The sequence below is a fragment of the Candidatus Woesearchaeota archaeon B3_Woes genome (assembly GCA_005222965.1).
Taxonomy (GTDB): Archaea; Nanobdellota; Nanobdellia; order Woesearchaeales; family B3-WOES; genus B3-WOES.
In genome coordinates this window covers 820,633-835,656 of record NJBG01000001.1, presented here as the reverse complement: position 1 = coordinate 835,656, position 15,024 = coordinate 820,633, and the positions used below count along the sequence as shown (strand labels likewise).

Annotated in this window: 23 protein-coding genes; 8 read left to right on the top strand and 15 right to left on the bottom strand. The window is 30.9% G+C overall.

Annotated features, from left to right (window positions below; genetic code table 11):
- Positions 1–51 precede the first annotated feature (51 nt).
- Entirely contained in the window at positions 52–309 is a 258-nt protein-coding gene (locus CEE44_04500) for a hypothetical protein (GenBank protein TKJ17765.1), read from the top strand.
- Between the two features lie 52 nt (positions 310–361).
- Here CEE44_04500 and CEE44_04495 read toward each other — a convergent pair whose 3' ends face one another.
- A complete protein-coding gene (locus tag CEE44_04495) occupies positions 362–712 on the bottom strand; it encodes a hypothetical protein (protein TKJ17764.1) in 351 nt (116 codons plus the stop codon).
- A 187-nt stretch (positions 713–899) separates the two neighbouring features.
- On the opposite strand from CEE44_04495, the gene CEE44_04490 reads away from it, so the two are divergent.
- From CEE44_04490 to CEE44_04480, 3 genes are all read left to right on the top strand, one after another.
- Complete coding sequence (locus tag CEE44_04490; protein ID TKJ17763.1) at positions 900–1,262, top strand: hypothetical protein; 363 nt, start codon at positions 900–902, stop codon at positions 1,260–1,262.
- 39 nt (positions 1,263–1,301) lie between these two features.
- Positions 1,302–2,396, top strand: a complete 1,095-nt coding sequence (locus CEE44_04485; protein TKJ17762.1) for a hypothetical protein — start codon at positions 1,302–1,304, stop codon at positions 2,394–2,396.
- 67 nt (positions 2,397–2,463) lie between these two features.
- The gene (locus CEE44_04480) at positions 2,464–2,874 is read left to right on the top strand and encodes a hypothetical protein (protein TKJ17761.1); all 411 of its coding nucleotides are present in this window, start codon (positions 2,464–2,466) and stop codon (positions 2,872–2,874) included.
- Positions 2,875–3,014: 140 nt separating this feature from the next.
- On the opposite strand, the gene CEE44_04475 is transcribed toward CEE44_04480, so the two are convergent.
- The 3 genes from CEE44_04475 to CEE44_04465 all read right to left on the bottom strand — a co-directional run bounded on the left by CEE44_04475 (position 3,015) and on the right by CEE44_04465 (position 4,908).
- A complete protein-coding gene (locus CEE44_04475) occupies positions 3,015–3,980 on the bottom strand; it encodes a hypothetical protein (GenBank protein ID TKJ17760.1) in 966 nt (321 codons plus the stop codon).
- 98 nt (positions 3,981–4,078) lie between these two features.
- Positions 4,079–4,561 (bottom strand): hypothetical protein, encoded by a 483-nt coding sequence (locus CEE44_04470; protein TKJ17759.1) that lies wholly within the window; start codon positions 4,559–4,561, stop codon positions 4,079–4,081.
- A 14-nt stretch (positions 4,562–4,575) separates the two neighbouring features.
- Positions 4,576–4,908 (bottom strand): hypothetical protein, encoded by a 333-nt coding sequence (locus CEE44_04465; GenBank protein TKJ17758.1) that lies wholly within the window; start codon positions 4,906–4,908, stop codon positions 4,576–4,578.
- Between the two features lie 181 nt (positions 4,909–5,089).
- On the opposite strand from CEE44_04465, the gene CEE44_04460 reads away from it, so the two are divergent.
- From CEE44_04460 to lspA, 3 genes are all read left to right on the top strand, one after another.
- The gene (locus CEE44_04460; GenBank protein ID TKJ17757.1) at positions 5,090–5,614 is read left to right on the top strand and encodes a hypothetical protein; all 525 of its coding nucleotides are present in this window, start codon (positions 5,090–5,092) and stop codon (positions 5,612–5,614) included.
- A gap of 67 nt (positions 5,615–5,681) precedes the next feature.
- Positions 5,682–6,116, top strand: a complete 435-nt coding sequence (locus tag CEE44_04455; protein ID TKJ17756.1) for a hypothetical protein — start codon at positions 5,682–5,684, stop codon at positions 6,114–6,116.
- Positions 6,110–6,508 (top strand): signal peptidase II, encoded by a 399-nt coding sequence (gene lspA / locus CEE44_04450; GenBank protein ID TKJ17755.1) that lies wholly within the window; start codon positions 6,110–6,112, stop codon positions 6,506–6,508. Before CEE44_04455 ends, lspA begins: the two co-directional genes overlap by 7 nt.
- On the opposite strand, the gene CEE44_04445 is transcribed toward lspA, so the two are convergent.
- Both CEE44_04445 and eif1A read right to left on the bottom strand, forming a co-directional pair.
- Positions 6,509–7,144 (bottom strand): hypothetical protein, encoded by a 636-nt coding sequence (locus CEE44_04445; protein ID TKJ17754.1) that lies wholly within the window; start codon positions 7,142–7,144, stop codon positions 6,509–6,511. It abuts the gene before it with no gap.
- Positions 7,145–7,198: 54 nt separating this feature from the next.
- Positions 7,199–7,543 (bottom strand): translation initiation factor eIF-1A, encoded by a 345-nt coding sequence (eif1A, locus tag CEE44_04440; protein TKJ17753.1) that lies wholly within the window; start codon positions 7,541–7,543, stop codon positions 7,199–7,201.
- 96 nt (positions 7,544–7,639) lie between these two features.
- Between eif1A and CEE44_04435 the strand changes: the two genes are divergently transcribed.
- Positions 7,640–9,367: a hypothetical protein gene (locus CEE44_04435; GenBank protein TKJ17752.1), complete on the top strand. Its 1,728-nt coding sequence runs from the start codon at positions 7,640–7,642 to the stop codon at positions 9,365–9,367.
- Between the two features lie 144 nt (positions 9,368–9,511).
- Here CEE44_04435 and CEE44_04430 read toward each other — a convergent pair whose 3' ends face one another.
- The 9 genes from CEE44_04430 to CEE44_04390 form a co-directional block, all read right to left on the bottom strand.
- Positions 9,512–10,099 (bottom strand): hypothetical protein, encoded by a 588-nt coding sequence (locus tag CEE44_04430; GenBank protein TKJ17751.1) that lies wholly within the window; start codon positions 10,097–10,099, stop codon positions 9,512–9,514.
- Positions 10,096–10,800: a hypothetical protein gene (locus tag CEE44_04425; GenBank protein ID TKJ17750.1), complete on the bottom strand. Its 705-nt coding sequence runs from the start codon at positions 10,798–10,800 to the stop codon at positions 10,096–10,098. Before CEE44_04425 ends, CEE44_04430 begins: the two co-directional genes overlap by 4 nt.
- Positions 10,801–10,840: 40 nt before the next feature.
- Positions 10,841–11,203 carry a hypothetical protein gene (locus CEE44_04420; protein ID TKJ17749.1) on the bottom strand — a complete coding sequence of 121 codons (363 nt, stop codon included), beginning with the start codon at positions 11,201–11,203 and terminating at the stop codon, positions 10,841–10,843.
- A 240-nt stretch (positions 11,204–11,443) separates the two neighbouring features.
- The gene (locus CEE44_04415) at positions 11,444–11,755 is read right to left on the bottom strand and encodes a hypothetical protein (GenBank protein ID TKJ17748.1); all 312 of its coding nucleotides are present in this window, start codon (positions 11,753–11,755) and stop codon (positions 11,444–11,446) included.
- Positions 11,756–11,777: 22 nt separating this feature from the next.
- A complete protein-coding gene (locus CEE44_04410; GenBank protein ID TKJ17747.1) occupies positions 11,778–12,248 on the bottom strand; it encodes a transcription elongation factor Spt5 in 471 nt (156 codons plus the stop codon).
- Between the two features lies 1 nt (position 12,249).
- The gene (locus CEE44_04405; protein ID TKJ17746.1) at positions 12,250–12,450 is read right to left on the bottom strand and encodes a protein translocase SEC61 complex subunit gamma; all 201 of its coding nucleotides are present in this window, start codon (positions 12,448–12,450) and stop codon (positions 12,250–12,252) included.
- Between the two features lie 78 nt (positions 12,451–12,528).
- A complete protein-coding gene (gene ftsZ, locus CEE44_04400; protein ID TKJ17944.1) occupies positions 12,529–13,656 on the bottom strand; it encodes a cell division protein FtsZ in 1,128 nt (375 codons plus the stop codon).
- Between the two features lie 89 nt (positions 13,657–13,745).
- The gene (locus CEE44_04395; GenBank protein TKJ17745.1) at positions 13,746–14,399 is read right to left on the bottom strand and encodes a peptidylprolyl isomerase; all 654 of its coding nucleotides are present in this window, start codon (positions 14,397–14,399) and stop codon (positions 13,746–13,748) included.
- Between the two features lie 53 nt (positions 14,400–14,452).
- Positions 14,453–14,986 (bottom strand): cytidylate kinase, encoded by a 534-nt coding sequence (locus tag CEE44_04390; protein TKJ17744.1) that lies wholly within the window; start codon positions 14,984–14,986, stop codon positions 14,453–14,455.
- Between the last annotated feature and the right edge of the window lie 38 nt (positions 14,987–15,024).

Here is a 15,024-nt window from a genome sequence, read left to right as displayed (position 1 = left end):
TAGTGGTGGTTTTACAAAAAGTTTATAAGCTGATTATTAGTTCTGATTTGTATGAATCAAGAGTATGAACCTGAGATAACACCACGAACTAAGATGTATTCTAGAATAAGTACAATAACGCAGATTGTTATATCTGTTGTTTATCTTGGTATTCTTGGAGTTCAGTGTTATAATAGTGATTTTGAAGATGTTCCTGTTCAACAAGAAGTAGTTGCTCCTAGTCAACTGGAATTAAAAACTGATTCTTTACATATGCCTTTGGATAATCTTTATATTCCATCTCGTTCTGATGCAACATTTGTTGAATAATAAAGTAATAGATTAGAAGGAAAAAATTATAGAAAAAGAAAAAAAATATTATTTAATCAAACATAGAATCCATGCCTTCAAAAGCATCGCTTTCTTTTTGTCTTTCAACTCCATCATCAGTTATATAGCCATCTGTTTCACCATCAGCAGCATCAACTTCTTCTAGAAACTCTTTGATTGTTTGGTGTTTCTCTCCAAAAGCCATATCATCTTTTTTCTGGATTGTATAGTTTCTCAATGCTTTCTCAAGTGTTTTATTGCTATAAAATTCAAATGGTTTAAACTCTTGTACTTGTTTAGGACTTAAACTGTATTTTTTGATCAATTTATTAGATAGATCAGCTGCATATACATTAGCAGCAGTAAAAACAGCTAGTGCTCCTATCACAAGTGGTTTATACATTTTCATTTTATTTCCTCCTATTATATTTTATTGATTATTTGTGTTGTATGGTGTTGATAATATTAGTATATAAATCTTTCTATTTTGTAACTACTATTTAGTAATTAAGTATACTTGTAATATTTATTTTCTTATAATATTCTCTAATTTAGTAAAGTTTATAAAGAAAATAAAGAGTACTAATCAGATGGATAAGTACAAAAAGCGTACAGTTGTGGGGTTTGTAGAAGACGTAACTTTGTTTGGAAACTCTACTAAGAAGAAGAAAGTAAAAGCTCGTATTGATACTGGTGCTGTTAAGAGTGCGATAGATGCAAAATTAGCAGCTGAATTACATTTAGGTCCAATCATAAGAAGAAAATTAGTTGTTTCAACTCATGGCAGAACACTGAGACCTGTTATGGAAGCAGAAGTAAAGATAAGAAGTAAAAAACTAAAGGCTGAATTTACAATTGCTGATAGAAGTCATATGAAATTTAAGGTTTTAATTGGTCAGAATGTACTAAAAGAAGGATTTTTAATTGATCCATCAAAAACCAAAGGTGTTTGAATGTGCTCAGAAATCTTTGATTTCTGACACGTTGAAAAAATGAAAGGCGCTTTGATAAGTTTGGGAAGTGTAAGCTCAAAATGGATAGTTACAGCTATGGAGAAATATTTTACTAAAGTTGATCATCTTAATTTAAAAGAAATAGAAGTAAATACTGTTGGAGAATTAGAGGTTTTATATAAAGGAAAGGAGATTGATAAGTATGATTGTGTTCATATCATGGGTTCTTTTAGGTATCAACCTATTATGAGAGCTATCTCAACTGCTCTTTTTCATAAAACATATGTTTCTATTTCTCCTGAGGCATTTACAATTGGTCATGATAAGGTTTTGACTCAATTAGAGCTTCAGAAAAACAAGATACCTATGCCTAAAACTTACTTAGCTAGTTCTGTTGATGCTGCTAAAAAGGTTTTGGAAAAAGTTAATTATCCAATTGTTATGAAATTCCCATCTGGAACTCAGGGAAAAGGAGTTATGTTTGCGGATTCTTTTGGCTCTGCATCATCTATGATGGATGCTTTATCAGCTTTAAGACAGCCTTTTTTGATTCAGGAGTTTGTTGAAACTGGAGGAATAGATACAAGAGCTATTGTTGTTGGTGATAGGGTTGTTGCTTCTATGAATCGTGAATCCCAAGGAGAAGAGATGAGAGCAAATATACATATAGGTGGAGAAGGAAAGGCGTGTGAATTAGATGGCTATACAAAAAAGATAGCTGTAGAAGCTGCAAAGGTTCTTGGTGCTGATATATGTGCTGTTGATATATTAGAAAGTGCAAAAGGTCCTGTTATAATTGAAATAAATCTATCACCAGGATTACAAGGAATAACTAAAGCTACTAAGATTGATGTTGCTGAAGAGATTGCTAAATTACTGCATAAAAATGCTAAAAAGCTTAAAGAAGAAGGAAAAGTAAAAGATGCTTCTAAGATAATGGTTGATATGGGTATAAAAGGTGGTGATAAATTAAAAGAGATTATAACTAATCTTGATTTTCGTGGTAATAGAATACTTCTTCCTTCTGCTGTGACTGGAATGACTAAGTTTGATGATAAAGAAGAGTATTGTATAGAAGCTGAAAAAGGATTTTTATTAATAAAAAGATTTAGTACTAGTAAGGAAAAAGAATAGAAACCTTTAAATATATGTATTGCAAATTAATTATTAACAAGTTAATAATATCATTCGAGGTGTCAAAGTGGGTTTTTTAAACTTTTTAAAATCAAATAAAGAAGATCATGAGAAAGTAGAAGCAGATGTTGAAGAAGGTTATGTTGAACTTGATACTGATTCTCCAAGCGATGTTCGTTCAAAAATTATTGTTCGTCCTTTTGTTATGAAAGATTTTGAAAGCATAAAACCTATTTTAGATAGTTTAAGGGATGGTAAGACAATTGCCTTGGTTAATATAAGACCTTTGAAAGATAAGGATTTGATTGAGTTGAAAAGGGCTATAAATAAACTTAAGAAAACAACTGATGCTATTGAAGGTGAGATTGCTGGCTTTGGTGAAGATTATGTTGTTGTAACACCCTCTTTTGCTCAGATTTATAGAACAAAAGAAACAACTGAAGTGAAAGAATCCCCAGCAGAAGGCTTTCAGGAGTAGATTTCTTAGAGGTTAAAAACTATAACTACTGCAAAGATTTAAATAATTCTCAAAATATTTATTTGTTAATTTTTTGTTTAATATGTATTATTTCTTAGAATATGATAAATTTTTGTATTGTAAAGAAAATAAAAAAAGAATCAGCCGTAAATTTGTTCACAGTGCATTTGGAAGTCATCCTCAGTAATGTAGCCGCAAACTTCCTTTGCTTTGTCCTTGTCAGTCTCTGTAATGATTTTTGCTATGCTTTCGTAGCACATAGTCATATCCATAGTCACCTTTCCGCAAACATCTATTGCCTTGTCAGGGTTTGCTAATGTAACTTTTGGTGTATTGACAATCATCATGTAGCAGTCATTTTTATTAAAAGTGTATTCCATTTTCCCGCAGACGTATACTGCTTTGTCAATGTCAGTTAGAAGCAGAACTCTTGCCATATCAAAATAACAATTATCTATGTCAAATGACAGTTTAGAGCATGCAGTGAGCGCAACATTTGGATCTGTTTTCTTAAGATTTTGTATGATATCCCAATAGCAGTCATCCTTTTCTGACATTTTTTCGCAAGCTTCAAATGCCTTGTCAGGGTCTGTGCTCCTAAAAAGGTTGGACAATGCCATATAGCAGTCTTCTTCTATAGAAACATCATTTATTTCACCACAGGTTTCCAGTGATTCAGTCTGCATGGCGATGTCAAAAAGACATCTGTTTCTGTCAAATTGATTGGTCATTTCTTTGCAAGCTGCTGTATTATTTTGGCTAGCCAGGCTGAATAAGCAGTCCCTTTTCGTGGTGCTGCTAGAAATCTTTTTGCAGGCATCGACAAGTTGTGCACTAATTGCAAGTTCAGAATAGCAATCGTCTGACTCTGTTTTGCCACATACTTCCATCATCTTATCAAATAGCCCAGCTTCAGACAAGGCAGAACTAACATTATCATAACAGTTCTCCTTATCAGATTCAGACATCTTTTCACAGGTGGTTATTGCCTCGTCAGGATTCTCTAGAATGTTTTCAACACTTGGTGTTTGTGGCGTTTTTACGCATCCACTAATTACTAAAACCACAATTAAGAATAAAACTATCAATAAATAGTGTGCTTTCATTTATTACCTCCTTTTTCTTAATTTAAACTACTAACTCTTTTTTACATATCTAGTTATCCAATAATTAACTCATCTGATTATATACTAATTTACTGATACTACCTTAAACCAGTTGGTAAAACATTTCTAGATACTATGCTTATAGAGGTGTACCCAGAGTATTCTTCACTAGGTGCAATTGCAATAATTGCCATCTCTCCTGAGTCTGTTGTTGCTGTAATTCCTCTTAAATCTGGGTCTATGGTAGAAGCTATTATCATCCATCCTTTTGTTGGCAGCTGTTCTTCATAGAAAACTGCAACTGTATCAACGCTTGCCGATGTCTGATATGCAATCATATCTCCACCCATAACTGTTCCAGCATAGTTTCTTATTGAGCCTGGATATCTTGGCACATTTGCAATATCTTTTCCAGAAACATCTGTTGTTGGTACTCCTGCTTTGCTTGTTGATGGCTCTTCACCTGTTGACTGCTTAGTTAGTTCTTCACTTACAAGTTGCTTTATTGGCGTTTTGACGCATCCACCTATCATTAAAATTCCTATTAGTAACAATACTACCAATAGATAGTGTGCTTTCATTCACATTACCTCCTTTATAATTTTATTTTTTCAGCAAGTTTACCTATTATAGGAATTGGTTTCATTTCTCCAGATAATGCACGCACCCACCCTATTACCCAAAGCACCAATATCACTATATACAAGATGGGTCCTAGAAGAAACCATCCAATAAATGGTATCCATGCAACAAATCCAACACATATACAAGCAATAAATAGCACAAGTGATTGTTTTGCATAGTACATTGCATATTCACTGTCTCTTTTGGTTAATAAAACAATAAGAAAACCAATTATTCCTAAAAATATAGCTAGGAATCCCCAAAGCTTATCATCCTGTACTTTACCTACATTTCCTTTAGCCATTATATCACCTCTTTAAGTTAAGAATAGACAAACTAGTATTTAAATATACTCAAAATAAAAAGATAATTTTAGATTGTTGTTTTTTATTAAAGGGAGTGAGAAAATGGATAAAACCCAACCCAAATAACATATAGATTCTAATACCAATAAGTTTTTAAATTCGGCCCCTCATTATTTAGGCATGGAAAAAGTACCACAAACAGTGAAAGGCCAACAATGTCCAATGTGCCTAAAGAAAACCTTAACATTAATAGAAGAGGGGATGGAAATTCCATACTTTGGAAAGGTTTATTTGTTCTCAATGAGCTGCAGCAGTTGTAAATTCCATAAAGCAGATATTGAAGCAGAAGAACAGCACGAACCAACTAAATTCACAATTGATGTTGACTCTGAAAAGGATATGAAAATAAGAATTGTTAAAAGCAGTGAAGCGACTGTTAAAATTCCACATATAATGACAATTGAGCCTGGAACAAATGCAGAAGGTTATATATCAAACATTGAAGGCTTATTAAACAGGGTTAAAAAGCAATTAGAATCAACAAGAGATAATGAAGAAGACCCAGCTCTAAAGAAAAAAGCTAAAAACATGCTCAAAAAAATAACAAAGGCTATGTGGGGGAAGGATAAATTAAAAATAATTATTGAAGATCCTTCTGGAAACTCTGCAATTGTTTCTGATAAAGCTAAAAAGAGTAAATTGTAGTAATTCTTGAATAAACAATAATCTTTATATAGTCTAATTCTTAATATAACTTAAAAGAGGTGAAATAATGGGTATTTTGGGTATGTTTAAGAAGGAAAAAGATGTTCCTGGTCCTGGTTCTGAGAGTAATGCGAGTGTTCATGGAGAGCCAATAGGAGATAGACTTGGATTAAACACACCAACTGGTTTGGAAAGAGATATGGGACAACAACCAGGTGGGAACTTACCTTCAGAATCTGCAGCAGCTGTAAATCCTGCTCAAAATCTAGAGCCTGTTGAAGAAACACCACCTGAACAACCAGGAGCTATTCAACAAATGAATCAACAACAACCTGTTCAAGGTAATGATATTAATTCTTTATCACAAAATGTGCAAATAATTTCATCAAAGGTTGATACTATCAAAGCTGTTTTAGACAATCTAAGCCATAAGATTGAAAAAATTGAACAAATTGCAGAGGGTGAACAAGAGCCCCCACAACAGCAGCAAAGAGGATGGTAAAGAAAAATATATTTCTTTTAAGTGCTTTTATTATAGTTGTAGTTGATCAATTAACAAAATATTTAGTAAAGGTTCTAAATATTAGTTATATAACAAATTCTGGGTCTTTGTTTGGCTTATTCAAAGGAGCTAGTTCAATATTAGCCTGGTTATCAATTGTAATTATAGGATTATTCTTATTTAATTATGATAAAATTCAAAAAGGTGATTGGAAATTAAAGCTAGGCTCTGGTTTAGTTGTTGGTGGAGCTATTGGAAATCTAATTGACAGGATTTTATACCAAGGTGTTATTGATTTTATTAATTTAAGAATTTGGCCTTCTTTTAATATTGCAGATTCTGCTTTAAGTGTTGGAATTATCTTATTAATAATTTATTTTATAAAAGAATAATTATTTCTTTAAACAAGAGTGTTGTTTAAAGCCTTTTTTACGAGCGTCTTCTTTTGATTTAAACCATACCCTATTTGTTTTAGAAATCTTTTTGGCCCAGTCGCATTTAGCAGCATGATAATAAGTACTATTGCTGCTTGCAATGAATTTTCCAGGCTTAAATGTTTTCTTAACAGATGTTTTTTTAGAAACTGTTTTTTTAGGTTCTCCATACTCTTCTACAGGTGGAATTTCTTCTGGTTCTTCAAAAGGTTCAACAACCCTTTCAATTACTTCTTCTCTTTCATGTTGTTTTTTTGTAATCAAAGATGCAAACAACAAAAAGCCAATAGCGTTTAAGAGTAATGTCAAACCAAACAAGAACCAACCTCTTAAACCTACATTAACATGAGGATTAGATACAAAAGATGTTTTGATATACCATAAGTTGATTAAAGAAACTAAAAAGAATAATGAAATAAAAGGCTCACTATGTTTATTATTATAGACTGAAACTAACATTATGAGAGAGAATAATAAAAATAATAAGAATACAAATAACTCGCCTAAGAAATTAATTCTTAAACCAAGCACCAGTATTGTAAACAGATTTAGAAATAACACAATAAGTAATGCAAAATATCTCCCCCAATTCATATAAACAAAAGAAAGAACCTAATATATAAAGATTTCTATTCTAGAGTGGTAAAATCAGAATTCATCAACTTCTTCGATTTTCTTAAGATAACCTTTGTTTTTTAGGAACTGAACCTGTGATTTAGAATATTTGAAAATAACATTTCCTTTTTCATCGCCGCCAAATTCCCAGGGTTCAACAATTACAATATCTCCTTCTCTTACCCATAATCTTCTTTTTAGTTTTCCAGGAATTCTGCAAACCCTGCTTTTTCCATCAAGGCATTTAACTCTTAAGCGAGATGCTCCTAAACGCTGTTCAAGAATTCCAAAACTTTGATTACCGCGAGGAAGTTTTGTTCTTCTTATTTCCTGTTGAAATGCTTCTTGTTTTGCTTTTTCTTCTTTTTTCTGACTCATTAAGCTAAAAATAATAAGAATTAGTTTAAAAATGTTTGTTTATTTTCTTCTTTAAGATAATTTTATATAATCATAAGCTTATTTTAAAGATAAACAATGAATAAGGTAAATGTTTTAGTTATTAGTATTGTTTTTTTAGTTGTGTTTTCTTTTTTTGTTGTTGCTCCACTTGAAATTGTATTAATACCAAAAAAATCAGATGATATACAAGTAAAAGGAGATTTTGTAAGGGAAAACTATGGCATGGATTTTGATGAATTTATTGAAAAATTTTTTGGATCTATTGTTACTCCAGATGATATTTCCATTGACCCAATCTTAGGTTTTGCTTTTATTAATAGTGGTGAAGCTGTATTAACTTCTAATACTGGTATTCTTGTTTATTTAGATGGGGGGTCTGCAGATGTTAAAGAGTATAGTGGGACAATAACGATTGAATCTGGTGGAGAAATTACTGGAACAAATGGAATTTTTAAATTAAGAAAAGGTGGGACTGTTATTGTTGTTGATGGTGTTGTTCAATTAAATAATGTTAATCTTATTTGGAATGAGATAGATGGTGGGATTATTAAGGGTGAGGATGTTAGTTATGATAGTACAACTGGCATAATGATTAGTAAAAAAGATCTTGGGATTGATGATTTTGTTTATAAACCAAAATCAGGAGAAATGATTTATTATGATTTATCTTCACAAATAATTGATACACAAGGTGAATGGGTTATTATAGAAGAAACACATGATGATTCAATAAATGAAATAAAAGGATCTGTAAAAGGGTTTGCTAAAGTTGTGTATGGTGATAGTATTTTATTAATAGCATCTGAAGAAAATCCAACAGAATTTGAAAATCCTAAAGGAACTAAAATAAAAGTTTCTTCTGATATGTTGGTTGGAACTAATTATGATGATATTCCTTCTGAAGAAATAAGCACAATAATATATAGTTCTAGATTTAAGGGTAAATCTCTTATTTATGAATTTTATGTGAATGCTATAGGTAATGACAAGATTGAAATAGAAACTGATGATGGTGATTATGATGTGTTTGTAGTATATCAAAAGGATGATAGTGAAATAAAATTGGTTTTAAAAAAAGAGGAGTCTAATAATGGTGTTTTTTATTTTAAAGAAGGGAAGCAGTTAGAAAAGGGAAGTATTATTGGGTTTGAAACAAATATAATTCATTCATTTGATGATTCAAAATCTGAAAACCCAAGAGGAATATCTACACCATTATATTATTCTATTGTTTCTACTCCTACTTCTCTTTTAAATAAAATGACTGGTGATTATGGAAGGGGGCTTAAGGCATTGGCACGTTATCTTTATGGTTCTGGAAAACCAATGGAGGTTGATCTTTCTGATGAGGAATGGGGTGGTTTGATTATACAAACAAAAGGAAGAGAATGGACTCCCAGCACCAATCCAGAATATCATGCAGATGATGGATGGGAGTATATGGATGACATAAGAGGGGGGACTAAGGTAAATGATGCAGGGGAGTTAGGTAATTCTGCTGATGTTTGGAATTTATTAGGTAGTACAACATTAAGAAGAAGAAAAGTTGAAGATGGTTATCATTATATGATTGCTGGGGAAACATTTGATTTTAAAGGTTCAGCAAGCGAGAGAGCATATCAATATTTTAGAACTGTACCTATATTTGTTGGTGAAAAAGCAAAAGGAATATTAGGAGATTGGGTAAATACTAAATCACTTCAGGGGAATAATGACAATATAATTTTATCAGTTAACACTCAATGGCTTCACGATCATGGAAAACCTTTTCCAATTGTAGGAGAATATATTAAAAAAGATTGAATGTTTTTATTTTCCAAAAAAGCCAAGAATTTTCTGAACAACCAATTCGAAGTTCATATTGTTTCTATACATCATTATAAGAATGAATAATGCAATTATAAATATTATCCATCCTATTTTGTTTTTAATGCTAATTTTTTCCTCTTAGGGTATTATTAAACCAATCTTTACAAAGTACATTACTAATAATATTGCAATAATTGTGCCTATTACAATTACTGTAATTGCGTTTTCCTTGTTTAATTTTTGTAGTTTTTTCAGACCAATAAATTCAAGATAGAAAGTGTCTAAAACAGCTATAATAAACAAAGGATAAAACAAAACCTTAAACACACCATGATATGGTATTAGTGAAACTATTAATAAAGGCGTTGCTGCATACAACAACTTGTAGGTTTCTGAATATTTTTCCTTGCCTTTAAAGATTTTAATAAGGATATGACAAAACCAATACAATACAAAAGAAAAAACAGCTGTTAAGAGTGAAAGAATCAAAATAAAAGCGACTAAAATAAGAATAAAAAGGAAATATTTTGATATTGTAATATTAAGATTGCTTTTTGTTAGTTCTGGCAAGCGAAATAAAGTATTAATAACAATACTTACAAAAATAAATGTAAAATAGAATTTGAAAACATCAAAAATGTTTTTGTTGTCTTGTATTTTATCAAAAAATTTATGAGGATTTGATATAATTAGTTCAATTTTTTGGAAAAAATTTAATTTTTTCATATTACATTTAAAGGTCTACTAACACGAACTAATTCTTTATCTGGATCAGGTAATGTATCCTTTAATACTAATCTAACTACAATATCTGTACTTTTAAAACCTATGTTTGTTTTTTTCTTTTTTATTGCCCATGCGTTTGAATCAATGTATTCTTCATCATCAAAAACCTCATGCACATATCCCTGTTCTGATCTTTCGTCTGTTATTGAATATATATTTACTAGTATGATTGGTTTTATTTCGTGTTCTCCCATATTCAGAATGGTATAATCTATCTCTGTTATTTTGTTATAGCTCCCTACTGTTTCATATTCTACTTTATCAATAGAAAGTGTAACAGTATTGCTTGTTTCTTTGTAAGGAGATGTGATTGTTACATAATTAAGAGGATTACATTCATCTAAATTGTCTACAATTAGACCGTTTGAACAGGCGTATCTTATTGTAGTTATTTTTTCAATCTCTTTTGGACATTTAGAATAGTCTAATTCTGGACAAGGAGATGGTTCTTCACATATTTCACAAACAGGAACCTCTCTTGTGTAATAGCCTCCAAAGAAAAGACCAAATATAATAATTAGAACTAAGAAAGGTTTGTAGTACTTTTTTATTATTTTATCTGCGTGGATTTCCTTAGCAGGTGGTGGTGGATGATGGCCTCCTTTTAATCCATCTCTAAATATGTCCTCTTTTTCTTCCATAATATGGTTAAAAGAATATTTGTATATTTATATCTTTTGATTACTTAAGAACTGTCTGTATTTTTTTTGTATAGCTTGTTAATCCTTTTGATTTTAGTATTTCGCAAAGAAAAACATAAGGGTCGTACTCTTTTTTCAGAGTACTAAATAATTTCTTGCCTTTAGAAGTTAGCATAAGCTCTTTTGTTTTGTAACGAATTAATTTTTTCTTTTCTAGAACTTCTAAATTTTTGTAGATGGCTCTTTCCTGCTTTTTTGCAATGCCTGATTTCATTAGAATTTCTATAAAGCTTTTTTTAGAAATAAAAACTTCTAAAGGTTTGTTTTTCACCTTTTTGTTAGCTATTTCATAGAGTTTGCCTAAACTAAACAACATGAAATTTTGCGTTTTGGTTGTTTTCATAACACTTTTCTTTTTTTAATTCGCATAAAAGTTAGACCATCTCTTCTCTCTACTTGCTTGTGTATCTCGAATTTGCCTTGTGAGCTTAACACATCTATCTTTAAAGAATTCTCTAACTGATTGTTTAAGTAAATTGTAAACCACCCCCAGGAATTAGTATATTTTTGATGATTTCTCTTTATAAATCTTTTGCTTATTGGTAGTGTAAAAAGTATACTAAGGTATTATTTTATAGAAGAATCAAGCTGTTTCCAGTCTTTTTTTGCATATTAATAATAAATTAATAACCTCTGCAATTATAAAGAGGACTGTTAAAAACCAAACCTGCCAGAACATAAATGGCGTTTGTATTTTGTCGAATAAAAAGATAAATATTATTGTAGTTATAACAAGTGCTGCTAAATAGTTATATATCTTTTTTTGCTTACTTATTTCAAAATAGGCTCTTACTAAAACAACCCATAGAATTGGAATGTTTACAATTAAAGCTACAAAATCAGGAATTAAAATAAAAATAAGATATATGGTAAAAAGTAGCATAACAACAAACATTATTATTAAAGGTACCATAAATTTAATCCTCTTCTTCTTCCCTTCTTATAACTTTTACTGAATCTATTTTTGTTGTGATTGGAATTGGAACAGCTGCTTCTAATAATTCAACAACTACTTCTTCTTTTTGTGGATCTATCCTTGTTATTTTTGCTTTTTCTCTTTTGAAAGGACCGGATATTATTTCACAAATATCATTTTTTTTCATGTTAATTTCTTTTTTCTTCCTTTCGAGCATATGTTCTATTTCTTCGAAGTTAACTTCTTTAGGTAAAATACCACGAGCATAAGGAATATTAAATGCTGCTTGTTCTGCTTCTGCTTTTGATGAAGCACCTAAGAAAATATAACCACGCATCCCATGAGATCTTACAATAGTATAAACATTAAGCTTTTTCTTTTCTACATTACTCATAAGAAAATCCATAACTTGATCTTCTCTGTTTGCAGTTGTTCTTAGAGCGAATATTTTTTCTGTTTTTTCTTCTGCCATTTTAACCAAAAAACATTTGTTTTATTATTTGTATTACAAATCCTATTAATCCAACAATAGCCATTCCTAAACCAGATACTTTTACAATTGTTTTAAATTCAACTGAGTCTGGTTTTCTTGTAACTCTTAATACTCTTTTGCATTCAACAAAGAATCTTTTTAGTTTGAATATTAATGTTGGTTTTTGTTGTCCTTCTTCCATTTTAGTTCTCACTACTTCTTTTTAATTTTTAAGAAGCAGTAATTGTTAAAGATAATACCATATTTATAAAAGTTTCGTTTATTCTAAAAAATCTATGCCAAGTTCGTTTTCAATCTCTTTTCTTTTCTTTGACCCTATTGTTCTGCCAGGCCCGAAGATTTGAGATGATTGTACTCCTGTAACTATTAACATTGCTCTGATTGTTTTTTCCAAATCATCATATATTTGTGCTCCCCAAATAACAGTTGCGTCTTCTCCCATCTTATCTGAGATTGTTTCAACAACTCTTCGAGCTTCTTCAAGAGTCATGTCTTTGCCACCGCTTACATTTATTAATGCGCCTGTAGCTCCTGTGATATCAACATCTAATAAAGGATTATTAATTGCTTTTTCAACAGCTTCTACTGCTCTGTTGTCTGTATCTGATTCACCTACTCCGATTAAAGCAACTCCACCATCTGACATAACTGTTCTTACATCTGCAAAATCTAAATTAACTAAACCCGCTTTAGTAACTAATTCAGAAATTCCTTTTACAGCGTTAGTCAATATTTCATCTGCAACTTTAAAAGCAGTATGTAATGGTAAATCTGGTGCTAATTCCAGTAATTTATCATTAGGGATTACAATCAAGGTATCAACCATTGCTTCAAGTTTTTCCAAACCTAGAGTAGCGTTTTCATATCTTCTTTTTCCTTCCATTGCAAAAGGTAGTGTGACTATTCCAACTGTTAGACAACCTATTTTTTTTCCAACCTCTGCAATAACAGGTACAGAACCTGTTCCTGTTCCCCCTCCTAATCCACAGGTTATAAAGACCATGTCAGCTCCATGAAGAGCTTTTTTAATTTCGTGTTCTGATTCTCTGGCAGCTTCTTCCCCTAAACGAGGATTTGAACCTGCTCCAAGGCCTTTTGTTACTTCGTTTCCGATTAATATTTTTTTATCAGATTTTGTATATAGTAAATCCTGAGCATCTGTGTTAACTGCAATTGTTTCAGCACCAACAATTCCTACTTCACTTATTCTGTTAATAGTATTGTTTCCACCGCCTCCACTTCCAACTACACGAATACTTGCGTTTTGTTGAGATAGAATTTCAGCTAGTTGAGCATCTGCTATATTGTCAACTGGTTTTTTTTCAACTAATGATTCAGATGTCTGACTAAGTTTATCGTGTTGAGATTGATCTTCATTAGAATCAATATGTTGGGGTTCTTCCTGATTTTCCACTTCCACGTGCTCACCTTTTTAAGCTTATGGTTTTACATAACCCTACTTATATTTAAACTTTGTTACTTTTTATTATCTTTGAATTCAACTTGTTTTAGTTTAGTGAATTTCTTAATCATGTCAGCAAGCAAATCTTTCAGTGGTTTTTTCACTTCTGTATTCAGAGTTATAGTGACATTTTCACCTTCTAATTTTACTTCAAAATCTTTTTTATCAAGCTGTAATTCAATCATTGCTTCAACTTTTTCTTTTTCATCTGTTACTATTCTGTTTATTTTCAGATCATACTGAAGTTCTTTGCCTGATAGAGGATGATTAAAATCAACAATACATCTTCCGCCTGAAACTGTTTTGATCATACCTTCCATATCATCAATTGAAACTGGTAATCCCGGCATTGGATTGATTTCCTGTTTTGTGAAAATTGATTTAGGTAAAAGTTTTAGTAATTTAGCATTTTTTTTCCCAAAACCTTGTTCTGGTTTTAGTTCAACTTTGAATGTTCCTGGCTCTTTACCTTCTATAAACTTATCTAGACCCGGCAATACTTGAGCGTTTCCAACCATTATTTTTACAGGACCATATGTGTGTTTTTCATTAAATAATCCGTTTTCTTTTGCTATTTTTTCATCAGTTGTATCAAACACATATCCTTCATCTTTTAGTTTTCCTGTGTATTCGATTTCTACAAAGTCTTGTTTTTTTATTTTAGTCATTTTTCCCCTTTTATCTCATGTTAAAAATGAGAAGAAATTACAGATTAAAAGAATTATTGGTTATTTATAAAGTTTAGTATTTTATTAACAACGCCACCTATGTCTATATTTGTTGTATCTACAACCAAATTATAATTGTCTAAATCATTAAAATCAATGTCATAGTATTCTTTATATCTCTTTTTTTCTGATTCTGCTCTATCTATTAGATGTTTTTTTAATGATTCTTCATCTTTAAAGTTTTCTTCTGCTCTTTTGTCTTTGAAAATTCTCTTTGCAGATTCTTCTAAACTAACATCAAGAAATATTTTTATTGAGTTTGGAATACAGTAGAAACCTAGTCGTGAATCAATTATGAAATTATCTTCTTTTTTACCTAAATCTATTTGTTTTTGCTCTACTAGTTTATCGATTTCATCACTTTGTTCTTCTAGTTTTCCTAATTCGTTTATTGAAAGGCCTTTTTCTTTTGCAATCTGCCTTTGGAAATCGCCCATAGAGTAGTGTTTAAGGTTTAGTTTTTTAGAAATTATCTTAGATACTGTTGATTTTCCAGAGCCTGGTTTTCCTGATATTGTTATTATCATATTAATAGTTAAGAATTAACTCATTTATTTATGTTTCT